At 62.2% G+C, this 25,755-nt stretch carries 28 protein-coding genes, 1 tRNA gene and 1 pseudogene; 28 read left to right on the top strand and 2 right to left on the bottom strand.

Annotated elements, in window-relative coordinates:
- Window positions 1-16 precede the first annotated feature (16 nt).
- The 25 genes and pseudogenes from F1609_RS34595 to F1609_RS14775 all read left to right on the top strand — a co-directional run.
- Window positions 17-472, top strand: a pseudogene (locus F1609_RS34595) (transposase); the annotation flags it as partial.
- A gap of 271 nt (window positions 473-743) precedes the next feature.
- The gene (locus F1609_RS14660; protein WP_167077151.1) at window positions 744-1,724 is read left to right on the top strand and encodes an NAD(P)H-quinone oxidoreductase; all 981 of its coding nucleotides are present in this window, start codon (window positions 744-746) and stop codon (window positions 1,722-1,724) included.
- Between the two features lie 83 nt (window positions 1,725-1,807).
- Window positions 1,808-2,563 carry a triose-phosphate isomerase gene (gene tpiA / locus F1609_RS14665; protein ID WP_167077152.1) on the top strand — a complete coding sequence of 252 codons (756 nt, stop codon included), beginning with the start codon at window positions 1,808-1,810 and terminating at the stop codon, window positions 2,561-2,563.
- Window positions 2,564-2,599: 36 nt separating this feature from the next.
- Complete coding sequence (secG, locus tag F1609_RS14670; RefSeq protein ID WP_167077153.1) at window positions 2,600-3,073, top strand: preprotein translocase subunit SecG; 474 nt, start codon at window positions 2,600-2,602, stop codon at window positions 3,071-3,073.
- Window positions 3,074-3,239: 166 nt separating this feature from the next.
- Window positions 3,240-3,326: transfer RNA gene (locus tag F1609_RS14675), tRNA-Leu, on the top strand.
- A 172-nt stretch (window positions 3,327-3,498) separates the two neighbouring features.
- Window positions 3,499-3,858, top strand: a complete 360-nt coding sequence (locus F1609_RS14680; RefSeq protein WP_099876556.1) for an NADH-quinone oxidoreductase subunit A — start codon at window positions 3,499-3,501, stop codon at window positions 3,856-3,858.
- A 3-nt stretch (window positions 3,859-3,861) separates the two neighbouring features.
- Entirely contained in the window at window positions 3,862-4,338 is a 477-nt protein-coding gene (locus F1609_RS14685) for a NuoB/complex I 20 kDa subunit family protein (protein ID WP_054263649.1), read from the top strand.
- 15 nt (window positions 4,339-4,353) lie between these two features.
- On the top strand, window positions 4,354-4,947 hold the full coding sequence (locus tag F1609_RS14690) for an NADH-quinone oxidoreductase subunit C (protein ID WP_167077154.1): 594 nt from the start codon (window positions 4,354-4,356) through the stop codon (window positions 4,945-4,947).
- On the top strand, window positions 4,947-6,200 hold the full coding sequence (locus F1609_RS14695; protein WP_167077155.1) for an NADH-quinone oxidoreductase subunit D: 1,254 nt from the start codon (window positions 4,947-4,949) through the stop codon (window positions 6,198-6,200). Before F1609_RS14690 ends, F1609_RS14695 begins: the two co-directional genes overlap by 1 nt.
- Window positions 6,201-6,225: 25 nt before the next feature.
- A complete protein-coding gene (nuoE, locus tag F1609_RS14700) occupies window positions 6,226-6,705 on the top strand; it encodes an NADH-quinone oxidoreductase subunit NuoE (protein WP_166886563.1) in 480 nt (159 codons plus the stop codon).
- Window positions 6,702-7,997 carry an NADH-quinone oxidoreductase subunit NuoF gene (gene nuoF / locus F1609_RS14705; protein ID WP_167077156.1) on the top strand — a complete coding sequence of 432 codons (1,296 nt, stop codon included), beginning with the start codon at window positions 6,702-6,704 and terminating at the stop codon, window positions 7,995-7,997. Before nuoE ends, nuoF begins: the two co-directional genes overlap by 4 nt.
- 15 nt (window positions 7,998-8,012) lie before the next feature.
- Complete coding sequence (nuoG, locus tag F1609_RS14710; protein ID WP_167077157.1) at window positions 8,013-10,352, top strand: NADH-quinone oxidoreductase subunit NuoG; 2,340 nt, start codon at window positions 8,013-8,015, stop codon at window positions 10,350-10,352.
- Window positions 10,352-11,443: an NADH-quinone oxidoreductase subunit NuoH gene (nuoH, locus tag F1609_RS14715; protein WP_167077158.1), complete on the top strand. Its 1,092-nt coding sequence runs from the start codon at window positions 10,352-10,354 to the stop codon at window positions 11,441-11,443. Before nuoG ends, nuoH begins: the two co-directional genes overlap by 1 nt.
- A 10-nt stretch (window positions 11,444-11,453) precedes the next feature.
- Complete coding sequence (gene nuoI, locus F1609_RS14720; protein WP_099876575.1) at window positions 11,454-11,942, top strand: NADH-quinone oxidoreductase subunit NuoI; 489 nt, start codon at window positions 11,454-11,456, stop codon at window positions 11,940-11,942.
- A gap of 54 nt (window positions 11,943-11,996) precedes the next feature.
- Window positions 11,997-12,698, top strand: a complete 702-nt coding sequence (locus F1609_RS14725) for an NADH-quinone oxidoreductase subunit J (protein WP_167077159.1) — start codon at window positions 11,997-11,999, stop codon at window positions 12,696-12,698.
- Window positions 12,695-13,003 carry an NADH-quinone oxidoreductase subunit NuoK gene (nuoK, locus tag F1609_RS14730; RefSeq protein WP_126075091.1) on the top strand — a complete coding sequence of 103 codons (309 nt, stop codon included), beginning with the start codon at window positions 12,695-12,697 and terminating at the stop codon, window positions 13,001-13,003. Before F1609_RS14725 ends, nuoK begins: the two co-directional genes overlap by 4 nt.
- Before the next feature lie 54 nt (window positions 13,004-13,057).
- On the top strand, window positions 13,058-15,187 hold the full coding sequence (gene nuoL / locus F1609_RS14735; protein WP_167077160.1) for an NADH-quinone oxidoreductase subunit L: 2,130 nt from the start codon (window positions 13,058-13,060) through the stop codon (window positions 15,185-15,187).
- Window positions 15,188-15,211: 24 nt separating this feature from the next.
- Window positions 15,212-16,714 carry an NADH-quinone oxidoreductase subunit M gene (locus tag F1609_RS14740; protein ID WP_167077161.1) on the top strand — a complete coding sequence of 501 codons (1,503 nt, stop codon included), beginning with the start codon at window positions 15,212-15,214 and terminating at the stop codon, window positions 16,712-16,714.
- A gap of 8 nt (window positions 16,715-16,722) precedes the next feature.
- Window positions 16,723-18,240 (top strand): NADH-quinone oxidoreductase subunit NuoN, encoded by a 1,518-nt coding sequence (nuoN, locus tag F1609_RS14745; RefSeq protein WP_167077162.1) that lies wholly within the window; start codon window positions 16,723-16,725, stop codon window positions 18,238-18,240.
- Window positions 18,241-18,245: 5 nt separating this feature from the next.
- Window positions 18,246-18,560 (top strand): DUF2818 family protein, encoded by a 315-nt coding sequence (locus F1609_RS14750; protein ID WP_167077272.1) that lies wholly within the window; start codon window positions 18,246-18,248, stop codon window positions 18,558-18,560.
- Window positions 18,561-18,576: 16 nt separating this feature from the next.
- Complete coding sequence (locus F1609_RS14755; RefSeq protein WP_167077163.1) at window positions 18,577-19,134, top strand: NUDIX domain-containing protein; 558 nt, start codon at window positions 18,577-18,579, stop codon at window positions 19,132-19,134.
- A gap of 6 nt (window positions 19,135-19,140) precedes the next feature.
- A complete protein-coding gene (locus F1609_RS14760; RefSeq protein ID WP_229421889.1) occupies window positions 19,141-19,839 on the top strand; it encodes a hypothetical protein in 699 nt (232 codons plus the stop codon).
- 11 nt (window positions 19,840-19,850) lie between these two features.
- A complete protein-coding gene (gene ispD, locus F1609_RS14765; protein WP_167077164.1) occupies window positions 19,851-20,546 on the top strand; it encodes a 2-C-methyl-D-erythritol 4-phosphate cytidylyltransferase in 696 nt (231 codons plus the stop codon).
- Between the two features lie 18 nt (window positions 20,547-20,564).
- Window positions 20,565-21,080 (top strand): 2-C-methyl-D-erythritol 2,4-cyclodiphosphate synthase, encoded by a 516-nt coding sequence (ispF, locus tag F1609_RS14770; protein ID WP_166876468.1) that lies wholly within the window; start codon window positions 20,565-20,567, stop codon window positions 21,078-21,080.
- 124 nt (window positions 21,081-21,204) lie between these two features.
- Window positions 21,205-22,161: a hypothetical protein gene (locus F1609_RS14775; protein ID WP_167077165.1), complete on the top strand. Its 957-nt coding sequence runs from the start codon at window positions 21,205-21,207 to the stop codon at window positions 22,159-22,161.
- On the opposite strand, the gene F1609_RS14780 is transcribed toward F1609_RS14775, so the two are convergent.
- Entirely contained in the window at window positions 22,148-22,681 is a 534-nt protein-coding gene (locus F1609_RS14780) for a PaaI family thioesterase (protein ID WP_167077166.1), read from the bottom strand. The two genes, F1609_RS14775 and F1609_RS14780, sit on opposite strands and share 14 nt — an antisense overlap.
- A gap of 78 nt (window positions 22,682-22,759) precedes the next feature.
- Between F1609_RS14780 and F1609_RS14785 the strand changes: the two genes are divergently transcribed.
- Genes F1609_RS14785 through F1609_RS14795 form a run of 3 tightly spaced genes read left to right on the top strand, consistent with a single transcriptional unit; the run spans window position 22,760 to window position 24,814 of the window.
- Window positions 22,760-23,251: a MarR family winged helix-turn-helix transcriptional regulator gene (locus F1609_RS14785; protein WP_370661630.1), complete on the top strand. Its 492-nt coding sequence runs from the start codon at window positions 22,760-22,762 to the stop codon at window positions 23,249-23,251.
- A complete protein-coding gene (locus tag F1609_RS14790; RefSeq protein ID WP_196785439.1) occupies window positions 23,235-24,509 on the top strand; it encodes an MFS transporter in 1,275 nt (424 codons plus the stop codon). The genes F1609_RS14785 and F1609_RS14790 overlap by 17 nt, the downstream gene beginning before the upstream one ends.
- Entirely contained in the window at window positions 24,506-24,814 is a 309-nt protein-coding gene (locus F1609_RS14795; protein WP_167077167.1) for a hypothetical protein, read from the top strand. The genes F1609_RS14790 and F1609_RS14795 overlap by 4 nt, the downstream gene beginning before the upstream one ends.
- On the opposite strand, the gene F1609_RS14800 is transcribed toward F1609_RS14795, so the two are convergent.
- Window positions 24,811-25,719 (bottom strand): LysR family transcriptional regulator, encoded by a 909-nt coding sequence (locus F1609_RS14800; protein WP_196785440.1) that lies wholly within the window; start codon window positions 25,717-25,719, stop codon window positions 24,811-24,813. The two genes, F1609_RS14795 and F1609_RS14800, sit on opposite strands and share 4 nt — an antisense overlap.
- Window positions 25,720-25,755: the final 36 nt, after the last annotated feature.

Here is a 25,755-nt window from a genome sequence, read left to right on the forward strand (position 1 = left end):
TTAGACGATCTACTAGTCCAAAAAGGGGAATGACTGGCGCTTCGGCATGAACGCTCATGTCGAAATAGACATGGCCACCGGACTGGTTCATTCGGTCGTCGGCACGGCTGGTAACGCGTCCGACGTAACTCAGGCGCATGCGCTGTTGCATGGCGGCGAGATGGCTGTGCTGGGCGATGCGGGCTATCAAGGCGTGGCCAAGCCTCCTGAGAATACCGGCAAAGCGATTGACTGGCACTCGGCAATGCGGTCTGGATTGCGCAAGGCGCTCAAGAAAAACCGGCCGGGTGTGTAAAAGAAAAACTGGAACATACGAAGGCAAGTGTGCGCGCCAAAGTTGAGCATTGCTTCCACGTGATCAGGTGCCTGTCTGAGCATTGCAAGACACGCTATCGCGGCTTGGCAAAGAACACAGCAACAGCTGTTCTCACTGTTTGCCGTCACCAACCTTGTGTTGAGCCGCAGGTTCTTTGGCCGACAGCACACTCAAGTTGCGTCCTATGCGCGGCGCATGGGGGAAATCCGTTCGAATCAGTCAATTTCGCGCTTTCGGCGAATTTCATTCTGAAAGTTGGCGCCGAAAAGTCGTGCCGAAAAACACGTCTCTGATTGTCTTAGAAACCGATTAAATCAGCACTTTCCTACCTGCGTAATCGTTGGTATCGCGTATGGCGGCGCCGTGCAAAAACACGCATCCCGCACATCCCGTACAATCGCCTTTTGCCCCAAGCGAGCCCTATCCCATGCGTGCCATCGATATCAAGCAGCCCGGTCCTCCCGATGTATTGCAACTGTGCGAGCGTCCCGTTCCTGAGCTGAAAGCCGGCGAAGTGCTGATCCGCGTGCACGCGGCCGGCATCAACCGCCCCGACGTGCTGCAACGCCTCGGCCATTATCCGGTCCCGCCCGGCGCGTCCGACATCCCCGGCCTCGAAGTGGCGGGCGAGATCGTCGGCGGCGACCTGTCCGGCAGCGATTTCAATAAAGGCGACATGGTCTGCGCCCTGGTCCAGGGCGGCGGCTACGCCGAATACTGCGCCGCGCCGCTGCAACAGTGCCTGCCGGTGCCGGCCGGCCTGTCCGCGCTCGAAGCGGCGTCGCTGCCGGAAAACTTCTTTACGGTCTGGAGCAATGTGTTCGACCGCGCCAAGCTGTCCGGCAACGAGACCTTGCTGGTGCAGGGCGGCACTTCCGGCATCGGCGTGAGCGCGATCCAGCTCGCCGCCGCGCTCGGCCACCGCGTGTTCGCCACCGCCGGCAGCGCCGACAAGTGCCGCGCCACCGAGTCGCTCGGCGCCGAACGCGGCATCGACTATAAAACCGAGGATTTCGGCGCGGTCGTCAAGTCGCTCACCGACAACAAGGGCGTCGACGTGATCCTCGACATGGTCGGCGGCGACTACCTCCCGCGCGAAATCGATTGCCTGGCCGACGATGGGCGCATCGCCCTGATCGCGCTGCTGGGCGGCGCCAAGGCCAATATCGACCTCGGCCAGGTGCTGCGCCGGCGCCTCTCCATCTCCGGCTCGACCCTGCGCCCGCGTCCGGTCGCCTTTAAAGGCGCCATCGCCGCCAGGCTGCGCGACAAGGTCTGGCCGCTGATAGAAGCAGGCAAGATCCGCCCGGTGATTTTCAAGACTTTTCCACTCGAACAGGCCGCCCAGGCGCACGCCCTGATGGAGAGTTCTACCCATATCGGGAAGATCATGTTGCAAGTGCTGTGATCGCCTGGCAACTGACCCCGGCCTTTGTTTGACCGACATCGGATCGGGGGTTAAAATAGCGGGTTAATTAAATCTGGGCTACTATGCGTCGCAAACTCGTCGTAGGAAATTGGAAGATGAACGGCAGCCGTGCCGCGAATGCCAGCCTGTTGGCCGGCATCGTCGCGGGCGTGAATGCCGCCGCCATCCCGAACGCCGCTTGCGCCGTGTGCGCGCCGGCCCCTTATCTGGCCCAGTGCCAGGACGTGCTGGCCGGCGGCCCGGTGGCGTGGGGCGCGCAGGATGTCTCGGCCCAGCCGGGCGGCGCCTACACCGGCGAAGTCGCGGCCTCGATGCTGGCCGATTTCGCCTGCACCTACGTCATCGTCGGCCACTCCGAGCGGCGCGCCTATCATGGCGAAAGCAGCGGGCTGGTGGCTAAAAAGGCTGTCGCCGTGCTCGACGCGGGCATGACCCCGATCGTGTGCGTCGGTGAAACGCTGGCCGAACGCGATGCCGGCCAGACCGTGGCTGTGGTATCAAGCCAGCTCGGCGCCGTGCTCGACCTGGTGGGCGAGCGCGTGGCGAATATCGTCGTCGCCTACGAGCCGGTATGGGCGATCGGCACCGGCAAGACCGCCACGCCGGCCATGGCCCAGGAAGTCCACGCCCAGCTGCGCGCGCAGCTGACGGCAAAGAATGCAGTAGCGGCCGAGACAGTGCAGATTTTGTACGGCGGCAGCATGAAGCCCGATAACGCCCTTGAATTGATGGCCCAGCCAGATATCGACGGCGGCCTGATCGGCGGGGCGGCATTGAAGGCGGCGGATTTCCTCGCCATTCTTCATGCGGCCAATTGAACTATTATTGTTGTTAAACTTGGAATGGAATAAGCAATGAACACGTTGTTCAATCTGGTAGTTGTTGTACAGGTTCTTTCCGCTCTGGCGATCATCGGCCTGGTATTGCTGCAGCATGGCAAGGGCGCCGATATGGGCGCGGCCTTCGGTTCCGGCGCATCCGGCAGCCTGTTCGGCGCCACCGGCTCGTCGAACTTCATGTCGAAGTCGACCGGCGTTGCCGCCGCGGTGTTTTTCGGCGCCACCCTGGGCCTGGCGTATTTCGCCAAGGGCCACACCGCCGTCAATGGCGGCCTGATGGACCGCGCTGCCGTGACCGCACCAGCCCCGGTGACCGGTTCGGCCGCCATCCCGACCGCAGCACCCGTGGTCACGCCAGCAGCACCGGCAGCACCGGCAGCAGCGCCTGCGCCAGCCCCGGCGCCTGCCACTCCGGCGGCTGATGCAGCCGCCCCGGCAGCCGCTCCGGCAAATGTTCCTGTGACCCCTGCTAATCAGCTGCCAAAGTAAACGTTTTCTGTTAGAATACTGCCCTCGCACAGAGTATTAGTGCAGGCAGTAAGGCTGCATATTGGCCTGTATCAAATGGTTGTAAAGTTTTTCTGTTTTATCCTTGTTTTCGCGCAATTTTGCATTGAATACTGTGATGTAACAATGTTAGAATAGCGGACTCAATGCCGACGTGGTGAAATTGGTAGACACGCTATCTTGAGGGGGTAGTGGGCGAAAGCCTGTGCGAGTTCGAGTCTCGCCGTCGGCACCAAGAATATAAAAGCCAGCAAGGTTGCATAAGCGAACATGTTTATGCCTAAGCTGGCTTTTTTGCGAGGATCAGTCGTACGGTCCTGGTGGCAAGGTTCAAGCCAGGTTCGTGCGGTAGGGCGCTGCGACACGCAGTGTTTCATTAACCGATCGTTCAAGATAGGCTCCATCAAGTGAACCTCGATAATTACTTCCCCGTCCTGTTGTTCATCCTGGTTGGCATCGGTGTCGGTGTCGTCCCGCAGGTCCTGGGATATCTGCTCTCTCCCCATAAGCCCGATTCCGCCAAGCTGTCGCCTTACGAGTGCGGCTTCGAAGCGTTCGAAGACGCGCGCATGAAGTTCGACGTCCGCTACTATCTGGTGGCAATCCTGTTTATTTTGTTTGATCTGGAAACGGCATTCTTCTTCCCATGGGGCGTTTCCATGCGTGAACTGGGCTGGTCCGGCTTCGTGACGATGATGGTCTTCATCGCCGAGTTTGTGGTCGGTTTTTGGTATATCTGGAAGAAAGGTGCCCTTGATTGGGAATAAGCCATGTCAATTGAAGGCGTATTAAACGAAGGTTTCATCACCACGACAGCAGACAAGCTGATCAACTGGGCGCGTACCGGGTCGATGTTCCCGATGACGTTCGGCCTGGCTTGCTGCGCAGTCGAAATGATGCACACGGGCGCGGCCCGCTACGACATGGACCGCTTCGGCGTCGTGTTCCGTCCCTCGCCGCGCCAGTCCGACGTGATGATCGTCGCCGGCACGCTGTGCAATAAAATGGCGCCGGCCCTGCGCAAGGTCTACGACCAGATGCCGGAACCGCGCTGGGTCATCTCGATGGGCTCGTGCGCCAACGGCGGCGGCTACTATCACTATTCGTATTCGGTGGTGCGCGGTTGCGACCGCATCGTGCCGGTCGATGTCTACGTGCCGGGCTGTCCGCCGACCGCTGAAGCGCTGCTGTACGGGATTCTGCAACTGCAGAACAAGATCAAGCGCACCAATACCATCGCACGTTAAGAAGCGGTTTCCACCATGACGACAAAACTCGAAGCCCTTGAACTCGCCCTGCGCACAGCACTGGGTGAGGGCGCCGCTATTACGGTGGCGCTGGGCGAAGTGACCGTAGTGGTCAAGGCCGCCGGCTATTACGCCGCGATGCAGACCCTGCGCGACGATCCCGCGCTCCATTTCGAACAATTGCTCGACCTGTGCGGCGTGGATTACTCCACCTACGGCGAAGGCACCTGGGATGGCGCGCGTTTCGCGGCCGTCTCGCACCTGCTGTCGATCGAACACAACTGGCGCGTGCGCGTGCGCGTGTTTGCCGAAGACGACGATACCCCGGTACTCGCTTCCGTAGTCGAACTGTGGCGCGCCGCCAACTGGTACGAGCGCGAAGCGTTCGACCTGTACGGCATCCTGTTCGAAGGCCACAACGACCTGCGCCGCATCCTGACCGACTACGGCTTCATCGGCCATCCGTTCCGCAAGGACTTCCCGGTTTCCGGTTACGTCGAAATGCGCTACGACCCGGAACAGAAGCGCGTGATCTACCAAGCCGTGACGATCGAGCCGCGTGAAATCATTCCGCGCGTGATCCGCGAAGAAACCTACGGGATGAAATAATGGCCGAAATTAAGAACTACACCCTCAACTTTGGCCCGCAGCACCCGGCCGCGCACGGCGTGCTGCGCCTGGTGCTCGAGCTCGATGGCGAAGTCATCCAGCGCGCCGATCCGCACATCGGCCTGTTGCACCGCGCCACCGAAAAACTGGCCGAAACCCGCACTTACCTGCAAACCGTGCCGTACATGGACCGTCTCGACTATGTGTCGATGATGAGCAATGAGCACGGCTACGTGATGGCGATCGAACGCCTGCTGGGGATTGAAGTGCCGGTGCGCGCCCAATACATCCGCGTCATGTTCGACGAAATCACGCGCTTGCTGAACCACCTGATGTGGCTCGGCACGCACGCGCTCGACGTCGGCGCCATGGGCCCGTTCCTGTACGCCTTCCGCGACCGCGAAGACTTGTTCGACTGCTACGAAGCGGTGTCCGGCGCGCGCATGCACGCGGCCTACTACCGTCCGGGCGGCGTGTACCGCGACCTGCCGGATGCGATGCCGAAGCATAAAGCCTCGATCATCCGCAGCGCCAAGGCCATCGACGAGCTGAACGAACACCGCCAGGGCTCGCTGCTCGACTTCCTGGACGACTTCTGCAAGCGTTTCGTTACCTATGTGGACGAGTACGAGACCCTGCTGACCGACAACCGTATCTGGAAACAGCGTACCGTCGGCATCGGCGTGGTCAGCCCGGAAGCGGCGAAAGCCATGGGCTTTACCGGCGCCATGCTGCGCGGCTCGGGCGTGGAGTGGGACCTGCGCAAGAAGCAGCCTTACGCCGTCTACGACAAGATGGATTTCGACGTGCCGGTCGGCACCAACGGCGATTGCTACGACCGCTACCTGGTGCGCGTCGAAGAAATGCGCCAGTCGAACCGCATCATCCAGCAGGCTTCCGCCTGGCTGCGCGCCAATCCGGGTCCGGTCATGACCGACAACCACAAGGTTGCGCCGCCACGCCGCACCGAGATGAAGTCGAACATGGAGTCGCTCATTCACCACTTCAAGCTGTTTACCGAAGGCTTCCACGTGCCGCCGGGCGAGGCGTATGCCGCGGTCGAGCATCCGAAGGGCGAGTTCGGTATCTACATCGTGTCGGACGGCGCCAACAAGCCGTACCGCCTGAAGATCCGTACCCCGGACTATGCGCACTTGCAAAGCCTTGACGAAATGGCGCGCGGCCACATGCTGGCCGACGCCGTCACCATCATCGGCACCCAGGACATCGTATTCGGCAGTATCGACCGCTAAGCAGTCGATTAATTGAGGCACAACCATGTTGTTATCAGAGCAGTCATACAAAAAAATCGACCGTGAAGTCGCCAAGTATCCGCCCGACCATAAAGAGTCCGCGGTCATGGCGGCGCTCGCCATTGCGCAGGATGAAAAAGGCTGGCTCCCGCCGGAAGTGATGCAGGACGTTGCCGACTACCTCGGCATGCCCGCCATCGCCGTGCAGGAAGTGGCCACCTTCTACAATATGTACAACGTCAAGCCGGTCGGCAAGTACAAGATTTCCGTGTGCACCAATCTGCCGTGCGCCCTGTCGGGCGGCGAGCACGCCGGTCACTACCTGCAAGAAAAACTCGGCATCGGCTACCGCGCCACCTCGGCCGACGGCCAGTTCACGCTGGTCGAAGGCGAATGCATGGGCGCCTGCGCCGATGCGCCGGTGATGCTGGTTAATAACAAGCGCATGTGCAGCCTGATGTCGGACAGCAAAATCGATGCACTGGTCGAGGAACTCAAGAAATGACATCGCTCCATTCACGTCACATCGACCCGGTCATCCTGGCCGGCCTCGACGGCCAGAACTGGCACTTGCAGGATTACGTGAACCGTGGCGGCTATTCCGCGCTGCGCCGCATCCTGGAAGAAAAGATCACCCCGGAAGCGATCATCGCCGAACTGAAAGCCGGTTCCCTGCGCGGCCGTGGCGGCGCCGGTTTCCCGACCGGCCTGAAGTGGAGCTTCATGCCACGCCAGTTCCCGGGTCAGAAATACCTCGTCTGCAACACCGACGAAGGCGAGCCGGGCACGTTCAAGGACCGCGACATCATTCGCTACAATCCGCACGCGCTGATCGAAGGCATGGCCATCGGCGCCTACGCGATGGGCATCACGGTCGGCTACAACTACATCCACGGCGAAATCTGGGCCGAATACGCGCGCTTTGAAGACGCACTGGACGAGGCGCGTGCCGCCGGCTTCCTGGGCGACAAGATCATGGGCAGCGAATTTTCATTCCAGCTGCACGCCGCGCACGGCTACGGCGCCTACATCTGCGGCGAAGAAACCGCCTTGCTGGAGTCGCTCGAAGGCAAGAAGGGCCAGCCGCGCTTCAAGCCGCCGTTCCCGGCTTCGTTCGGCCTGTATGGCAAGCCGACCACGATCAACAACACCGAAACCTTTGCGGCCGTGCCGTTCCTGCTGAACATGGGTGGCGAAAAGTATGCCGCCATCGGCAAGCCGAACAATGGCGGCAGCAAGATTTTCTCGATCTCGGGCGACGTCAACCTGCCGGGCAACTACGAAGTGCCGCTCGGCACGCCGTTCGCCAAGCTGCTGGAACTGGCTGGCGGCATGCGCGGCGGTAAAAAGATCAAGGCGGTCATTCCCGGCGGTTCGTCCGCCCCGGTGATTCGCGGCGAGCTCATGATGAACACCGATCTCGACTACGATTCGATCGCCAAGGCCGGCTCGATGCTCGGTTCGGGCGCCGTGATCGTCATGGACGAGACGCGCTGCATGGTCAAGTCGCTGCTGCGCCTGTCGTATTTTTATTATGAAGAGTCTTGCGGCCAGTGCACGCCGTGCCGCGAGGGCACGGGCTGGATGTACCGCATGGTCCACCGCATCGAGAACGGCCAGGGCCGTCCCGACGACCTGGACATGCTCAACTCGATCGCCGACAACATCCAGGGCCGCACCATTTGCGCCCTTGGTGATGCGGCGGCGATGCCGGTACGCGCTTTCGTGAAGAACTTCCGCGAAGAATTTGAATATCACATCGAGCACAAGCACTGTCTGGTGCCTGCTTATATCTAAGGCCAGAGAACTCTCATGGTTGAAATTGAAATTGACGGTAAGAAGGTAGAAGTTCCACCGGGTAGCATGGTGATGGACGCGGCCAACAAGCTGGGCACCTACATTCCGCACTTCTGCTATCACAAGAAATTGTCGATCGCAGCCAACTGCCGCATGTGCCTGGTCGAAGTCGAGAAGGCGCCGAAGCCTTTGCCGGCCTGCGCCACGCCGGTGTCGGCGGGCATGATCGTGCGTTCGAACAGCGAAAAGGCGGTACAGGCACAGAAATCCGTGATGGAATTCTTGCTGATCAACCACCCGCTCGACTGCCCGATCTGCGACCAGGGCGGCGAATGCCAGTTGCAAGACCTGGCGGTCGGCTACGGCAAATCGAACTCGCGCTACGAAGAAGAAAAACGCGTGGTTCCGCCGAAAGATGCCGGCCCGCTGATCTCGATGCAAGAGATGACCCGTTGCATCCACTGCACCCGTTGCGTACGTTTCGGCCAGGAAGTGGCCGGCGTCATGGAACTGGGCATGCTGGGCCGCGGCGAACACGCCGAAATCACCTCCTTCGTCGGCAAGACCGTCGACTCGGAAGTGTCGGGCAACATGATCGACCTGTGCCCGGTCGGCGCACTGACCTCGAAACCGTTCCGCTACAGCGCCCGTACCTGGGAACTGTCGCGCCGCAAATCGGTCAGCCCGCACGATTCGCTCGGCACCAACCTGATCGTCCAGGTCAAGGGCGGCAAAGTCATGCGCGTCTTGCCGCTGGAAAACGACAGCATCAATGAATGCTGGATTTCCGACAAAGACCGTTTCTCGTACGAAGCGCTGGACAACCAGTCGCGCCTGACCAAGCCGATGATCAAGCAGGGCGGCCAATGGGCCGAGACCGACTGGCAGACCGCGCTCGAATACCTGGCGCACGGCTTGCGCAATATCAAGCATGAGCATGGCGCCGACAGCATCGCCGCCGTCGCCACCGCCCATTCGACGGTCGAAGAGCTGCACCTGCTCCAAAAAGCCATGCGCGGCATCGGTTCCGAGAACATCGACTTCCGCCTGCGCCAGAGCGACTTCGCGCTGGACGGCCAGGTCACGCCTTGGCTGGGCATGCCGATCGCCGAATTGTCGACGGTCAAGCGCGCACTGGTCATCGGCTCGTTCGTGCGCAAGGATCACCCGCTGGTCGCCACCCGCCTGCGCGCCGCCGTCAAGGGCGGCGCCAAGCTGTCCCTGGTGCACGCCTCGGATGACGAACTCCTGATCCCGACCGCCAACAAGATCATTGCCGCGCCGTCCGACTGGCTCGCCGCCTTGTCAGGCATCGTGGCCGCTGTCGCCGCCGCCAAGGGCGTTGGCGCGCCAGCCGGTTTCGAAGGCATTGAAGCGAGCGACGCCGCCAAGGCCATCGCCGCCAGCCTGAACACCGGCGACGAGAACCTGCCGGGCGTGGTCCTGATGGGCAACGCCGCCGCGCACCATCCGCAAGCGTCCGCGCTGCATGCGGCTGCGCAGTGGATTGCCGAACAGACCGGCGCCAAATTCGGCTACCTGACCGAGGCGGCCAACACGGTCGGCGGTTATCTGGTCGGCGCGTTCGCCAAGAACGCCGTGCCAGTGTTTTCGGTACCGAAAAAAGCGTACGTGCTGCTGGGCGCCGAACCGGAACTCGATGCGGCCAATCCGCAGCAAGCCCGCGCCGCCTTGGATGGCGCCGAGATGGTCGTCGTCATGTCGGCCTTCCAGCATGGTTTCGAATACGCCGACGTGCTGCTGCCGATTTCGCCATTCAGCGAAACCTCGGGCACCTTCGTCAATTGCGAAGGCCGCGCGCAAAGTTTCAACGGCACCGTCAAGCCGCTCGGCGACACCCGTCCGGCATGGAAAGTGCTGCGCGTGCTGGGCAACTTGCTTGGCCTGTCCGGCTTTGAATACGATACCTCGGAAGCGATCCGCGACGAGCTGTTCGGCAAAGGCGTGACCGACCTGTCGGCCAAGCTGAACAACACCGGCAAGGCGGCGCTGAAAAGCGCCGCCTACGGCACCAGCGCTGCGCTGGAACGCGTCACCGACGTGCCGATCTACTTCGCCGACGCCATCGCGCGCCGTTCCGAGCCGCTGCTGCGCACCGCCGACGCCAACGCGCCGCTGGTGACCTTGCCGGCCGATCTGGCCGCCCGGCTGGGCGTGCAGGCCGGCGCCAAGGTCAAAGTGTCGCAGGGTCTTGGCTCGGCCATCCTGGTGGCCGGCATCGATGCCCGCCTGCCGGCCAACACCGTGCGTGTCGCTTCGGCGCACCCGCTGACCGCCACCCTGGGCGCGATGTTCGGTGCGATCACAGTTGAAAAAGCAGGGGAGGGTGTCTGATGGCGCTGCCTGAAATGATTGATGGCGTCAACGCCTGGGGTGCCACCAATATCGGCTACGTCTGGCCGCTGATCTGGACCATGGTCAAGATCATGTGCGTCCTGCTGCCGCTGATGGGCCTGGTTGCCTACGCGACCCTGTGGGAACGCAAGCTGATCGGCTGGATCCAGATCCGTATCGGCCCCAACCGCGTGGGGCCCATGGGTCTGCTGCAGCCGATCGCCGATGCGCTGAAACTCTTGTTCAAAGAGATCGTGGTGCCGACCAAGGCGTCGAGCGGCCTGTTCATTCTCGGTCCGATCATGACCATCATGCCGGCGCTGGCCGCCTGGGTAGTGGTGCCGTTCGGTCCTGGCGTGGCCCTGGCCAACGTCAACGCCGGCCTCTTGCTGCTGATGGCGATCACCTCGATCGAGGTGTACGGCATCATCATCGCCGGCTGGGCGTCGAACTCGAAATACTCGTTCATGGGCGCGATGCGCGCCTCGGCCCAGATGATTTCGTACGAAATTCCGATCGGCTTCGTGCTGGTGGTGATCCTGATGGTCTCGGGCAGCCTGAATTTTTCCGACATCGTCGCCGGCCAGAACATGGGCTGGGGCGTGGCGCATGGGGTGTCGATGCTGTCGTGGAACGTGTGGCCGCTGCTGCCGCTGTTCGTGGTCTATTTGACGTCCGGTCTTGCGGAATGCAACCGTTCGCCGTTCGACGTGGTCGAAGGCGAGTCGGAAATCGTGGCCGGCCACATGGTCGAGTACTCGGGCATGTCGTACGCCATGTTCATGCTGGCCGAATACGCCAACATGATCCTGATCGGCACCCTGGCTTCGATCATGTTCCTGGGCGGCTGGCACGCACCGTTCGCCTTCCTCGAAGTTGGCGGCGTACTGGGCGGTTTTCTCGGCTTCTTCTGGCTGTTCGCCAAGGCCTTTGTGATTGTCTCGCTGTTCATCTGGGTTCGCGGCACCTTCCCGCGCTATCGCTATGACCAGATCATGCGCCTCGGCTGGAAGATTTTCATTCCGATTTGCCTGGTGTGGCTGGTCCTGGTCGCAGGCTGGATGCAGACCTCCTGGAATATTTGGAAGTAAGGAAGAGATAATGGAACGAGTGAAAGATTTTTTCAGCAGCATGCTGCTGACCGAACTGATCAAGGGATTGGCGCTGACCGGACGCTACGCGTTCTCGCGCAAGATCACCGTGCAGTATCCGGAAGAGAAAACCCCGATGTCGCCGCGTTTCCGCGGCCTGCATGCGCTGCGCCGCTACCCCAACGGGGAAGAGCGCTGCATCGCCTGCAAGCTGTGCGAAGCGGTGTGCCCGGCCATGGCGATCACGATCGAATCGGAACAGCGTGACGACGGTTCGCGCCGCACCACGCGTTACGACATCGACCTGACCAAGTGCATTTTCTGCGGCTTCTGCGAAGAATCCTGCCCGGTCGACTCGATTGTCGAGACGCACGTGCTGGAATACCACGGCGAAAAACGCGGCGATCTGTACTATACGAAAGAGATGTTGCTGGCTGTTGGCGATCGCTACGAGGGCGACATTGCCGCCGCGCGCGCGGCCGATGCCCCTTACCGCTAATTATTGAGCTAACGCTGTATTTAGCATATTCAACTGCAAGACTCTGGGTTAGTTATGGAATTTAAAACTGTGTTGTTCTACGTGTTCTCGGCGATTATGCTCATCGCCGCGACCCGCGTTATCACTGCCCGCAATCCGGTCCACGCGGCACTGTTCCTGGTGCTGGCGTTCTTCAACGCCGCCGGCATCTGGATGCTGCTCAAAGCCGAGTTCCTGGCGATCGTGCTGGTGCTCGTGTATGTGGGCGCGGTGATGGTGCTGTTCCTGTTCGTGGTCATGATGCTCGATATTAATATGGACCGCATGCGGGAGGGCTTCTGGTCCTACCTGCCGCTGGCCACCGGTATCGGCGTGGTCATCGTGCTGGAAATGGCGGCGGTGCTGTGGCGCGGCTTCATGAAGTTCGAGCAGGAGGCCGAGGCCTTGGGCGCGAACATCGGCGGCACCAAGGAATTGGGCCTGTTGATCTACACCAAGTACATCCTTGGTTTCGAGATCGCCGCCGCCATCCTGCTGGTGGCCATTATCGCCGCCGTGGCGCTGACGCTGCGCCGCCGCAAGGACACCAAGGCCTTCCATCCGGGCGACGCCGTGCGCGTCAAGCGTAACGACCGCCTGCGCATCGTGAAGATGGCAACGGTCGACCAGCCCGCCATCGACGCGGCCGCCAAAGCGGCCGCGCTGGCCGCCGCCGAAGCCCAGGCCGGTTCGCCAGAAGCGACCCCGCCGGTGGCAGTACCCAAGGAGACGAAATGACTTTATCGCTTGCACATTACCTGATCCTGGGCGCACTGCTGTTTGCGATCTCGATTGTCGGTATCTTTTTGAACCGCAAGAACGTCATCGTGCTGCTGATGGCGATTGAATTGATGCTGCTGGCCGTGAATTTGAACTTCATCGCGTTTTCGCATTACCTGGGCGACGCGGCGGGGCAGATCTTTGTCTTCTTCATCCTGACCGTCGCCGCTGCCGAATCGGCAATTGGCCTCGCGATTCTGGTGGTCATGTTCCGTAACTTGGACACGATCAACGTGGAAGACCTCGATACCCTCAAAGGTTAATCCGGTCCGTTCGGCTTACATTCATACTCGAATACATAACGATTAAGGTTCAACATGGCGGGGCAACTTCTTAACCCTAACGTCCTTCTTGCCGTACCACTGGCGCCGCTGGCTGGTGCGGTGATTGCGGGCTTGTTCGGAACAAAATTCTTCGGTAACCTGGTCGGCCGTAAAACGTCGCATACCGTCACGATTTTGGGCGTGCTGATCGCGCTGGTCCTGTCGGTGCAGACCTTGATGGCCGTGCTCGATGGCGCCACCTTCAACGGCACCATCTATAACTGGATGACCGTCGGCACCCTGAAAATGGAAGTCGGCTTCCAGATCGACTCGCTCTCGGCGATGATGATGTGCGTCGTCACCTTCGTCTCGCTGATGGTGCACATCTACACCATCGGCTACATGGCCGAAGACGAAGGCTATAACCGCTTCTTCGCGTACATCTCGCTGTTTACGTTCTCGATGCTGATGCTGGTCATGGCCAATAACTTCCTGCAGCTGTTCTTTGGCTGGGAAGCGGTGGGCCTGGTCTCCTATCTGTTGATCGGTTTCTGGTACACCCGCCCGACCGCGATCTTTGCGAACATGAAAGCGTTCCTGGTTAACCGCGTCGGCGACTTTGGCTTCATCCTCGGTATTGGACTGCTGCTGGCGTACGCCGGTTCCATGAATTACACCGAAGTCTTCGCCAAAAAAGAAGCGCTGGCCCTGATGACCCTGCCGGGTTCGGACTGGATGCTGCTGTCGGTTGCCTGTATCTGCCTGTTCATCGGCGCCATGGGCAAGTCGGCCCAGTTCCCGCTGCACGTCTGGCTGCCTGATTCGATGGAAGGCCCGACCCCGATTTCGGCCCTGATCCACGCTGCCACCATGGTCACCGCCGGTATCTTCATGGTGGCGCGCATGTCGCCGCTGTTCGAACTGTCCGACACCGCGCTGTCCTTCGTGCTGGTGATCGGTTCGATTACCGCGCTGTTCATGGGCTTCCTTGGCATCATTCAAAACGACATCAAGCGCGTGGTCGCTTACTCGACCCTGTCGCAGCTCGGCTACATGACGGTTGCGCTCGGTTCGTCGGCCTACTCGGTTGCCGTGTTCCACCTGATGACCCACGCCTTCTTCAAGGCGCTGCTGTTCCTCGGCGCCGGTTCGGTCATCATCGGCATGCACCACGACCAGGACATCCGCAACATGGGCGGCCTGCGCAAGTACATGCCAATCACCTGGATCACCGCGCTGCTCGGCTCCCTGGCGCTGATCGGTACGCCGTTCTTCTCGGGTTTCTACTCGAAGGACAGCATCATCGAAGCGGTCCACGCGAGCACCATCTGGGGTTCGGGCTTCGCCTACTTCGCGGTCATGGCCGGCGTGTTCGTCACGGCGTTCTACTCGTTCCGCATGTACTTCCTGGTATTCCACGGCGAAGAGCGTTTCGGCAAGGCGCATGCGCATGAGCATCATGCCCACGACGCCAAGCACGATGCGAAGCACGCCAAGAAGCACGACGCCAAGCACGCCGATGTGCACGCTCACGATTCCGACGCACACCATGAAGAGGACGATCACGACGACCACGCGCACCACGGCCTGGCCCCGGGCCAGAAGCCGCACGAGTCGCCGCTGGTGGTGACCCTGCCGCTGATCCTGCTGGCGATTCCGTCGGTGATCATCGGCTACCTGACCATCGGTCCGATGTTGTTCGGTAAATTCTTCGACAAGGTCATTACCGTCGGCGAGAACCACAAGGCGATGGAAAAGCTGGCCGAAGAATTCCACGGTCCGCTGGCCATGGTCACGCACAGCCTGACTTCGCCGGTGCTGTGGCTGGCCATTTCCGGCGTGGCTGCGGCCTACTACTGCTACATGATCAATCAGCGTGTACCGGCCTGGTTCTACCGCCACTTCAAGGCTGTTCATACGCTGCTGGACAACAAGTACTACATGGACAAGTTCAACGACGTGGTGTTCGCCGGTGGCGCGCGCCTGCTGGGCAACGGCCTGTGGAATATCGGCGACAAGGGCATCATCGATGGCCTGGTCGTCAACGGAAGCGCGAAACTGGTTGGCTGGTTCTCGTCCATCGTCCGTCTCGGACAGACCGGCTATATCTACCACTACGCGTTTGTGATGATCATCGGGGTGCTCGGCGCGCTGATGTACTTCCTCCCGTTCTGGCACGCTTAATCAGACACGCAAAGACAACAAAACATGATGCAGTCTACGATTTCTAACTTCCCTCCGTATCTGAGCCTGGCGATCTGGCTCCCGATCGTCCTTGGCGCGGCCATCCTTGCGGTCGGCCGCGACGACAAGCCGGGCATGACCCGGTGGATGGCGCTGATCGCGTCCATCGCCAGCTTCGTGGTCACGCTGCCGCTGATCCAGCACTTCGACAATGCCTTCCACGGCATGCAGTTCGTCGAAAGCACGCCGTGGATCGGCCGCTTCAATATCATGTACTCGCTGGCGATCGACGGCCTGTCGCTGTGGTTCGTGCCGCTGACGGCTTTCATCACCGTGATCGTCGTGATCTCGGCGTGGGAAGTGATCGAAAAGCGCGTGGCCCAGTACATGGGTTCCTTCCTGATCCTGTCAGGTCTCATGATCGGCGTGTTCTGCGCCATGGACGGCTTGCTGTTCTACTTCTTCTTCGAAGCCACCCTGATCCCGATGTTCATCATCATCGGCGTGTTCGGTGGCGAGAACCGCGTGTACGCCTCCTTCAAGTTCTTCCTGTACACCTTCATGGGTTCCCTGCTCACGCTGGTCGCGATCGTCTACCTGTACAACGTGTCGGGCACCTTCGACATCCTGACGTGGCATAAACTGCCGCTGTCGATGAAAGAGCAGATCTTCATCTTCCTGGCCTTCCTGATGGCGTTTGCCGTCAAGGTGCCGATGTTCCCGGTCCACACCTGGCTGCCGGACGTCCACGTCGAAGCGCCAACGGGCGGCTCGGCGGTGCTGGCCGCGATCATGCTCAAACTGGGCGCCTACGGTTTCCTGCGTTTCTCGCTGCCGATCACCCCTGACGCATCGCACTACATGGGAGGCTTCATCATCACCCTGTCGCTGATCGCGGTGATCTACATCGGCCTCGTTGCACTGGTCCAGAAGGACATGAAAAAACTGGTCGCCTATTCGTCGATCGCGCACATGGGTTTCGTCACCCTGGGCTTTTTCATGTTCAACCAGATGTCGGTTTCGGGCGGCATCGTGCAAATGATCTCGCACGGTTTCATTTCGGGCGCCATGTTCCTGTGTATCGGCGTGCTGTACGACCGCATGCACTCGCGCCAGATCGCCGACTACGGAGGGGTGGTCAACCGCATGCCGAAGTTCGCCGCCTTTATCGTGCTGTTCTCGATGGCCAACTGCGGCTTGCCGGCCACCTCCGGTTTCGTCGGCGAGTTCATGGTGATCCTGGGCGCGGTCGAATTCAATTTCTGGATCGGCATGCTGGCCGCCACCGCCCTGATCTTCGGCGCCGCGTACTCGCTGTGGATGGTCAAGCGCGTCGTCTTCGGCAAGGTCGCCAACAAGCACGTGGCCGAACTGACGGACCTGAACACCCGTGAATTCGTCATGCTCGGTATCCTGGCCATCGCCGTGATCGCCATGGGCCTGTACCCAGCGCCGTTCACCGACACGATGCAAACCTCGGTCGCCGACCTGCTCAAGCATGTCGCCGTGTCGAAACTGCCGCACTAAAGAAGACTATGATCCAGACTACGAATCCCAACCTGATCCCGGTTTACGCCGAAATCTTCCTGCTGGTCGCCGCCTCGGGCATCCTGCTGATCGACATGTTCCTCAAGGACGAGAAGCGCGTCGTGACGTACCTGCTCTCGCTTGCCGCGCTGCTCGGCTGCGCCGTCCTGAGCTACGCCGACTACGCGGCCGGCACCACGGTCTACACCTTCAATAACATGTTCGTGTCGGACCCGATGTCGAACCTGCTCAAGCTGTTTACCTACCTGGCCATCGGCATCACCCTGGTCTACTCGCGTGCCTACGCCACCGCGCGCGGCATGTTGTCGGGGAACCTGGGCGGCGAATTCTATGTGCTCGCGCTGTTCTCGCTGCTCGGCCAGATGATCATGATCTCCGGTAACAACATGCTGATCATTTACCTGGGCCTGGAACTGATGTCGCTGTCGCTGTACGCACTCGTCGCGCTGCGCCGCGATCACGCGGTATCGACCGAAGCGTCGATGAAGTACTTCATCCTCGGCGCGCTGGCTTCCGGCTTCCTGCTGTATGGTATTTCGATGCTGTACGGCGCCACCGGTTCGCTCGACATCGGCGAAATCTCGAAAGCGGCGGCGTCGGCCAAAGCCAATACCCATATCCTGGTGTTCGGTCTGGTGTTCCTGGTGGCTGGCCTGGCGTTCAAGCTTGGCGTGGTGCCATTCCATATGTGGGTGCCCGACGTGTACCAGGGTTCGCCGACCGCGGTGACCCTGCTGCTGGGCGGCGCGCCGAAGCTGGCCGCCTTTGCAATCTGCATCCGCCTGCTGGTGGAAGGCTTGCTGCCGATGGCGATCGACTGGCAGCAAATGCTGATGGTGCTGGCCGTGCTGTCGCTGGCCATCGGTAACCTGACCGCCATCGCCCAGACCAACATCAAGCGCATGCTGGCGTATTCGACCATCGCGCAGATGGGCTTCGTGCTGCTGGGCCTGCTGGCCGGCGTGGTGGCCAATCCGGTCGACCCGAAAGCCATGGCCGACGCCAGCAATGCCGCGTCAAGCTACAGCGCCGCGATGTACTACTCGATCACCTACGTCTTGACCACCCTCGGCAGTTTTGGTGTGATCATGCTGCTGGCGCGCAGCGGCTTCGAAGCCGAAGAACTGAACGACTTCAAAGGCCTGGCCAAGCGCAGCCCGTGGTTCGCGATCGTCATGGCCATCCTGCTGTTCTCGCTGGCCGGCGTGCCGCCGATGATGGGCTTCGCCGCCAAGTTCGCGGTGCTCGAAGCGGTGCTGTCGACCGGCGCCGTGTGGCTGACCGTGGTCGCGGTGATGTTCTCGCTGATCGGCGCGTTCTACTACCTGCGCGTGGTCAAGGTCATGTACTTCGACGAGCCGACGGACACCACCCCGATCGTGGCGCCGTTCGACATGCGCGCGGTCCTGTCCCTGAACGGTATCGCTACCGTGCTGCTCGGCGTCTTCGCCGGTCCGCTGCTGGCCGCTTGCCTGAACGCGATGACGAAGACTATCGGTTCCTGATGGACGTGTCGTCATCGAGTTGGTTGGCCATCGCCATTGCCCTGGCGGCGGCCAACCTGCCGTTCATCAATGAGCGGCTGTTCGGCTTCATCCCGCTGAAAAGCGTGCCCGGTGAGCCGCCGAATAAATCGGGCTGGCTGCGCGTCCTGGAACTGATCGTGCTGTATTTCGTGGTGGGCGTGATCGCCTACCTGCTGGAGTCGCGCATCGGCAACGTCTTCGTGCAGGTCAAGGAGTTCTACATGATCACCGTGCCGCTGTTCGTGGTACTGGCGTTCCCGGGCTTCGTGATGCGCTATCTGCGCAAGCGCAAATATTAACCGCAAGGAGCCGGGCATGGACTCGAACCTCAAGGAAACCCGCATCGACGGCGGCGTCGCCTACGATGGCAGCTTTCTCAAGGTGTCGCACGACCGCGTGACGCTCCCCAACGGCGCCGTCGCCACCCGCGAATACATCCACCATCCGGGCGCGGTGGTGATCCTGCCGATCCTGGACGATGGCCGCGTGCTGCTCGAGCGCCAGTTCCGCTACCCGCTCGGCCGCGTGTTCATCGAATTTCCGGCCGGGAAAATCGATGCGGGCGAGGAGACCCTGGCTTGCGCCAAGCGCGAACTGCGGGAAGAAACCGGCTACACGGCGACCGACTGGCAATTCATTAGCACCATCCACAACGCGATTGCCTACTCGGACGAGCACCTCGAACTGTTCGTCGCGCGCGGCCTCACGGCCGGCCCGGCAAAACTGGACGACGGCGAATTCCTCGAAACCTTCAGCGCGACCGTGCCCGAACTGCTGGAGATGGTGCGCACCGGCCAGGTGACCGACGTGAAAACCATCATCGGCGCCTTCTGGCTCGAAAAACTGGCCGCCGGAAGCTGGACGCCAGGCTGACCCGCCATGAAGATCCTGGCGTCCGCGTTCGCGTTCGCGCTGGCCCTGGTTTGCTCGCACAGCTGCTGGGCCGCGCGCACGCCGTTCCAGGTGCGCTGCGAGGATTCGATCGACAAGGCGGTGTCGGTATTGACGTCCGCGCAGAACGGCTACACCATCAATAACAGCGTGTCCTTCCACGGCCTGACCGCCATGAAACCGGGCGGCTCTCGCAACTCTTTCGTGCTCGGACTGACCCGCACCGAGTCGCGCATGTCGATTGGCCTGAACGGCGCCATGCTCAAGGACCCGGTGAGCGGCTACGAGTGCGTGGCCCCGAAAATCACGGTGTCGCTGTTCTACAGCCCCATCGTGGTCTACGTCGGACGCGAGTTTTCTCCTGGTTCTTGCGCGTATCAGGAAATTCTTGCGCATGAGATGCGCCACCTCAAGACCTATCTCGACCATTTGCCGAAAGTGGAAGTCACGGTGCGCGCGGCGCTGTCCAAACGGTTCGATAACAAACCGCTCTACGCGCCGGCGGGCAGGGCGCGCGCCCTGTTGCAACAGGAAATCAATACTGGCTGGATGACGTACATAAAGAACGAGATGGCGAAAGTAGAGATTTTGCAGGCCGCCATCGATACGCCGCAAGAGTATGCGCGCCTGAGCAAAGTTTGCAAAGGTGAGGTACAGTCCCTTATAAGACCGGCTAAACGACATTGACGACAACAGCCATGAAGCATTCCGCACCGCGCTATTTTGCCCTGATCCCCGCCGCCGGCATTGGCGCGCGGATGGCATCCGGCAGCCCCAAGCAATACCTGCCCATCGGCGCCAAGCCGATGCTGCGTCACACCCTCGATGCATTCTTGTCGAGCGGGTTGATCGCCCATACCTACGTCGTGGTCAGCGCGCGCGACGAGTATATCGACGCCATCGTGCCCCCCGGCGCAGCCACCGTGCTGCGCTGCGGCGGCGCCAGTCGCATGGAGTCGGTCCGCAACGCCCTGCGGGCGTTGGAGGGCGAGCTGCACGAGCACGACTGGGTGCTGGTGCACGACGCGGCGCGGCCTGGCCTCAATGCCGCGCTGATCGACAAGCTGATCGCCACGGTGGGCGACCATCCGGTCGGGGGCCTCCTGGCCCTGCCGGTGGTCGACACCGTCAAGCGCAGCGGCGCGAATGCCACCAGCGTCAGCACCGTCGCGCGCGACGGCCTGTGGCTCGCGCAGACGCCGCAGATGTTTCGCTACAAGCTGCTGTGCGACGCACTCGCCGCGGCCACCGACGCCAGCGTCATTACCGATGACGCCAGTGCGGTCGAGGCCCTGGGCCTGTCGCCCAAGCTGGTCGAAGGACATCCCCGTAATTTAAAAGTAACGCTGCCGGCGGACATCCGGATCGCCGAGATGTACCTGGCCGCGCCTTAACCTGAAATGAGTGAGACCATGGCACTGGCATCCTACAATCCCGCACCGCCGTTCCGCATCGGAACCGGCTACGACTGCCACGCCCTCGTCGAGGGCCGCAAACTGATTATCGGCGGGGTCGCAATCCCGCACCGCATGGGCCTGTTGGGCCATTCGGACGCCGACGTCCTGCTGCATGCGATCATCGATTCGATGCTCGGCGCGGCCGGCCTGGGCGACATCGGCAAGCACTTCCCGGACACCGACCCGATGTTCGCCGGCGCCGATTCGCGCACCCTGCTGCGCGAAGTGGCGCACCGCGTGGTCGCCACCGGCTACACGATCGGCAATATCGACGCCACCATCATCGCCCAGGCGCCGAAGATGGCGCCGCATATCGCGCAGATGGTGTCGCGCATCGCCGAAGACATTGGCGTGTCTCCGCAGCAAGTCAACATCAAGGCCAAGACCAACGAGAAGCTCGGCTACCTGGGCCGCGAAGAAGGCATGGCCGCCGAGGCGATCTGTCTGTTGATCAAGTCCGCCGCCGCATAAGGAGCGCTGGCATACAACCGCCTGGCCCGGCGGCCGGGAAGCTTGAGCGCCGTCAGGCGGACCTGAAAACCTGCCCCCTACACTTGAACCTGATTCGTCAGGTTCAACCACAGGGAGAGAGATCATGAAATCCGCATTATCGGCACTGGCCGTCGCCACCGGACTGGCCTTGGCCAGCGTCCCGGCGCTGGCGCAAGTGTTCGTCAACACCATCCAGAAGGGCAGCGGCAACAAGAGCCTGGTCGAGCAGCGCGAGAGCAGCGACTATGTCCAGGTCGACGTGGTGCAAATCGGCACCAACAACCGCATCGGCGACCCTGGCACGGGCGCCAGCGGCATTGTCCAGATCGCCACCGTAGCGCGCGTGCATGTGCGCCAGGAAGGCAGCGCGAATGTCGGCAACATCGTGCAGGACCACACCGACCGCAGCGACAACAATATGTTCCAGACCGGCCAGGGCAATGTGGCCGTGTTCAGGCAGGACAATGTGAACAGCTCGACACTGACCCTCGAACAGCGCGGCAGCGCCAACTACACCTTCATCAACCAGAAGGACATTCCGACCTTCTCGGTAGGGGCGCGCCAGACCGGTTCGGACAACCGGATCGTGGTGCAACATTACTTTTCGGGTTACGGCGGGCCGGAAATCGACCAGGTCGGCCGCGCCAACAAGGTGCTCCTCGAGCAGTCCGACGCTGCCTATTCTTTTGTGCGGGTCGAGCAGGCCGGCAACCTGAACGACGCCTATGTGCGCCAGAACGGCACCACGTTCACCGAAGACCAGTCGATCGTGCAACGGGGCGAGCGCAACGTGGCCCGCGCCGATGAAAGCGGACAGGTCAATGGCTCGACCATCGTCCAGACCGGCAACGACAACTTTGCCTCGGCCACAGCGACCTTGAACGCCAGTGTGTCGGAAATCATCCAGACGGGCAGCTACAACCGTGCCAGCGCCGTGCAGATTGGCGTGCTCAACTGGACGACCGGCAATTTTTCCAGCATCACCCAAACCGGCAATGCCTTCAGCGCCAGCGTGCTGCAAAACGGCAGCGGCAATGTCTCCCTCGTCACCCAGCGCTGATATCGAACACCAGGCAAGTTGTTGTCGCAAAGGCGTACAGCTTGCCATTCGCATCGGTGATGCGCGCTTCGGCCACGCCGACCTGTCCACCCACGCTGACCACCGTCGCCTCGGCCCGCACCGGCCCGGTCTTGTCGGTCATGGCGCGCAGGTAGTTCACCTTCAACTCCAGGGTCGTGTAGCCCTTGCCGGCCGGGAGCATCGTATGGATCGCGCAGCCCAGTGCGGTGTCGAGCATGGTGGCCGCGTAGCCGCCGTGCACCACGCCGCTCGGATTGTAATGCGCCAGCTCCGGCGTGCCCTGGAACACCGTGCGGCCGGGCTCTACCGAAATCGGCACGATCCCCATCAGGTGCGCGATCGGGGCCGGGGGCAGGGCGCCGCTGCCGATCGCTTCCAGAAAGTCGATCCCGCTACGGCCGCGCAAGTCGGCGCGGTCCGCCACGCCCGGCGCGGCCATGTTTGCGCGCATCGCCGCGGCATCGTCCAGCCATTGCTGGCGTTTATCTGCTTGTTCCATCATCATCCTTTGATTGCTGATTAAAAAGTCGGTCCATGCACACAAGGCAGATTGATTGTAATATACTTCGAGCAATCAGTGTACCTGCACCTATTTCCCGCCGCCATGACCGAACCGATCGACAAGCCCCTGGGCTGCACCTGCTTCAAGCTGCGCAAGCTCACGCGCGCCATGTCGCGCCTGTACGACCAGCACATGGCCGCCGTGGGCCTCAAGACCACCCAATACAGCCTGCTCGCCAACGTCGCGCGCGGCGCGCTGCCGGTGGCCGAACTGGCCGAGCGCCTCGGCATGGAGCGCACCACGCTCACGCGCAACCTCAAGCCGCTGGCGGACGCCGGCTGGGTCGCCACGCGGCCCGGCGCCGACAGCCGCCAGCGCATCGTCACCATCACGGATTCCGGCCAGGTGAAGCTTGGCGAAGCCTACCTGGTCTGGTGCGGCGCCCAGCAAGCCTTCGAACAACTGGTCGGGCGCGACGCCGTGCGCGCCCTGCATACGCAACTGGAATCCACGCTTGTCCAACTAACGCCCCTGATCGAGGACCTGAACCATGCCCACCCAGACTGAGATGACGCCGCGCGCCGCGTGGCTCCTGATCCTCGCCGCTTCGGCGATTTTGATGATCACCATGGGCGCGCGCCTGACCACCGGCTTGTTCATGTCGCCGATTAATACCGCGACCGGGCTCGGGGTGGCCTCGATCAGCTTTGCCATGGCGATCGGCCAGTTCGTGTGGGGCGCCGCGCAGCCGGTGTTCGGCGCGGTGGCCGACAAGTGGGGCTCGGCCAAAGTCATCATCCTCGGTGCCGTCATGCTCGCCGCCGGCATGGCGCTCACGCCCTTCGTCTCGTCGCAGTGGGGTCTGATGCTGACCATGGGATTCCTGAGCGCGGCGGGGGCGGGCGCGGGCAGCTTTTCGATCCTGATCGGCGCCACCGCGCAGCGCCTGCCAGCCGCGCGCCGGCCGTTCGCGGCCGGCTTCATCAACGCTGGCGGCTCGTTCGGGCAGTTCGTGTTCGCCCCGCTGATGCAGGCGATCATTAACAGCGCCGGCTGGGTGATGGCGATGCTGACCATGGCCGCGACCACCTTGCTCACGATTCCGCTGGCCTGGCCGCTGCGCAAAGGGGCGGGGCTGGTCAAAGCCGATCCGGCCGCCGCCGCTACTGTGGCGCTGGCCAAGCCGGCCGAGGCGCCCGGCATCGGGCTCGGTGCGCAGATCAAGATCGCGCTGCGCGACCGCAGCTACCTGTGCCTGCACGCCGGCTTTTTCACCTGCGGCTTTCACATTGCGTTTCTGGTCACGCACCTGCCGGGCGAAGTCGCCTTGTGCAACCTCTCGCCCGGCGTATCGGCCACCGCGCTCGCGCTGATCGGACTATTCAACATCGCTGGCAGCCTGAGCGCCGGTGCGCTCTCGACCCGCTACCGCATGAAGTCCCTGCTGGCCCTGATGTACGCCAGCCGCGCCGTGATCATCGTCATCTACCTGCTGGCGCCGAAAACGGCCATGACCTTCTACGTGTTCGCCGGCGCGCTTGGCTTTACCTGGCTGGCCACCGTGCCGCCCACGGCGGGCCTGGTCGGCAAACTGTTCGGCATGCGCTACCTCTCGACGCTGTTCGGATTGACCCTGCTTTCGCACCAGGTGGGCGGCTTCTTCGGCGCCTGGCTCGGCGGCCTGTCGTTCGTGACCTACGGCGACTACACCTGGATGTGGTACGCCGACATCGTGCTGGCCCTGGCGGCCGCCCTGATCAACCTGCCGATCCGCGAGGCGCATGTGGTGCGCGCGCCGGTCGCTACGACGAAAGCATCAGCATGACCCGTGATACCTGGGCTTACCGCGACGTCGCGGTCGAGTCGTACCAAGACCCCCGCAGCGGCGCCTTGCGCATCCGTCCGATGGCGGGGCAGGCCTTCGCCCCCAGCCTGCGCGTGCAGTGCGCGCGGGCGCTGGTGGACCCGGCACTGCATCCGTCCGGCACCCGCTTCCTGCTGTCGGCCAAGCTGACCGACCGCCTGGGTGGTACACCGTTCCTGTATGCGTACCATGGCGATCCGGTGCTGGTGCTGACAGCGGCGCAAGCGAAAAAATTCCTGGCCGAGTTCAGGCGCGGCAGGATTTAGCGCGCCAGATAATCGCGGTAAAATTCGATGAACGCGCGCACCCGCGCGGGCGCCTGGCGTCCTGGCGGCAGTACGGCGTACATGCCGCCGCGCGGCAGCGACCATTGCGGCAGCAGTGCGACCACCGTGCCGGCCTGGAAGCTCGCTTGCAGGGTTTGCCCTTCCATCACCGTTACCCCGGCGCCCTGTTCGATCAGGGCCAGTAGCGCGGCGGGCGAATCGACTTGCAGGCGCGAGTTGGTTTGTACCGCCACCTCTGCGCCATCGGCGCCGGTAAACGTCCAGGTCAGCGGGGTGCGCATCAAAGACAGCGCCACCCAGTCATGCCGCGCCAGGTCCTGCGGCGTGGCCGGATGACCGCGCCGCGCCAGGTACGCCGGCGCGGCCACCACATGCTGCGTGAACTCGCCCAGCTTGATCGCGCGCTGGGTCGAGTCGCGCAGCCAGCCCATGCGAAACGACAGGTCGATGCCTTCGGCGACCATGTCGGCCACCTTGTCGGCGGTGCGCACATCGACCGTGATGCGCGGATGGCGCGCCATGAAGGCGACTAGCGCCGGACCGATGGAGTGGGCCACCTGCAGCGCCGTGGTGGAGATGCGCAGCATGCCGGACAACTCGCCCTGGTCGCTGCCGGCCTGCGCCAGCGCGTCGGACAGGGCGCGCAGCAAGGGCTGGCACTGCGCATGCAGCGCGCGTCCGGCCTCGGTGGGCGCCACCTGGCGCGTGGTGCGGGTAAACAGCGACACGCCCAGCTGGCGTTCCAGGCGCGCGATCTGCACGCTGATCCTGGCCTTGGCCACGCCCAGCCGCTCGGCCGCCGCCGTAAAACTGCCCGCGTCGGCGACGGCGTCGAAGATGGTCAGGCTGTTGAGGTCAATCTGGTCGAGGGGCGTCATGGACATTGTTAAGGATCGGGTAACAATCCATTATGGTCCATG

Origin of the sequence: Massilia aquatica (assembly GCF_011682045.1) — a bacterium.
GTDB lineage: Bacteria > Pseudomonadota > Gammaproteobacteria > Burkholderiales > Burkholderiaceae_D > Telluria_A > Telluria_A aquatica.

Coding starts and splice junctions, on each gene's coding strand:
- F1609_RS14790 (WP_196785439.1), top strand. CDS start 23,235: ATGCCCACCCAGACTGAGATGACGCCGCGCGCCGCGTGGCTCCTGATC.
- nuoF (WP_167077156.1), top strand. CDS start 6,702: ATGACATCGCTCCATTCACGTCACATCGACCCGGTCATCCTGGCCGGC.
- F1609_RS14755 (WP_167077163.1), top strand. CDS start 18,577: ATGGACTCGAACCTCAAGGAAACCCGCATCGACGGCGGCGTCGCCTAC.
- F1609_RS14740 (WP_167077161.1), top strand. CDS start 15,212: ATGATGCAGTCTACGATTTCTAACTTCCCTCCGTATCTGAGCCTGGCG.
- F1609_RS14775 (WP_167077165.1), top strand. CDS start 21,205: ATGAAATCCGCATTATCGGCACTGGCCGTCGCCACCGGACTGGCCTTG.
- F1609_RS14695 (WP_167077155.1), top strand. CDS start 4,947: ATGGCCGAAATTAAGAACTACACCCTCAACTTTGGCCCGCAGCACCCG.
- F1609_RS14725 (WP_167077159.1), top strand. CDS start 11,997: ATGGAATTTAAAACTGTGTTGTTCTACGTGTTCTCGGCGATTATGCTC.
- nuoE (WP_166886563.1), top strand. CDS start 6,226: ATGTTGTTATCAGAGCAGTCATACAAAAAAATCGACCGTGAAGTCGCC.
- ispF (WP_166876468.1), top strand. CDS start 20,565: ATGGCACTGGCATCCTACAATCCCGCACCGCCGTTCCGCATCGGAACC.
- tpiA (WP_167077152.1), top strand. CDS start 1,808: ATGCGTCGCAAACTCGTCGTAGGAAATTGGAAGATGAACGGCAGCCGT.
- F1609_RS14690 (WP_167077154.1), top strand. CDS start 4,354: ATGACGACAAAACTCGAAGCCCTTGAACTCGCCCTGCGCACAGCACTG.
- F1609_RS14685 (WP_054263649.1), top strand. CDS start 3,862: ATGTCAATTGAAGGCGTATTAAACGAAGGTTTCATCACCACGACAGCA.
- F1609_RS14795 (WP_167077167.1), top strand. CDS start 24,506: ATGACCCGTGATACCTGGGCTTACCGCGACGTCGCGGTCGAGTCGTAC.
- nuoL (WP_167077160.1), top strand. CDS start 13,058: ATGGCGGGGCAACTTCTTAACCCTAACGTCCTTCTTGCCGTACCACTG.
- F1609_RS14800 (WP_196785440.1), bottom strand. CDS start 25,719: ATGTCCATGACGCCCCTCGACCAGATTGACCTCAACAGCCTGACCATC.
- F1609_RS14780 (WP_167077166.1), bottom strand. CDS start 22,681: ATGGAACAAGCAGATAAACGCCAGCAATGGCTGGACGATGCCGCGGCG.
- F1609_RS14660 (WP_167077151.1), top strand. CDS start 744: ATGCGTGCCATCGATATCAAGCAGCCCGGTCCTCCCGATGTATTGCAA.
- F1609_RS14760 (WP_229421889.1), top strand. CDS start 19,141: ATGAAGATCCTGGCGTCCGCGTTCGCGTTCGCGCTGGCCCTGGTTTGC.
- nuoI (WP_099876575.1), top strand. CDS start 11,454: ATGGAACGAGTGAAAGATTTTTTCAGCAGCATGCTGCTGACCGAACTG.
- secG (WP_167077153.1), top strand. CDS start 2,600: ATGAACACGTTGTTCAATCTGGTAGTTGTTGTACAGGTTCTTTCCGCT.
- nuoG (WP_167077157.1), top strand. CDS start 8,013: ATGGTTGAAATTGAAATTGACGGTAAGAAGGTAGAAGTTCCACCGGGT.
- nuoK (WP_126075091.1), top strand. CDS start 12,695: ATGACTTTATCGCTTGCACATTACCTGATCCTGGGCGCACTGCTGTTT.
- ispD (WP_167077164.1), top strand. CDS start 19,851: ATGAAGCATTCCGCACCGCGCTATTTTGCCCTGATCCCCGCCGCCGGC.
- nuoH (WP_167077158.1), top strand. CDS start 10,352: ATGGCGCTGCCTGAAATGATTGATGGCGTCAACGCCTGGGGTGCCACC.
- nuoN (WP_167077162.1), top strand. CDS start 16,723: ATGATCCAGACTACGAATCCCAACCTGATCCCGGTTTACGCCGAAATC.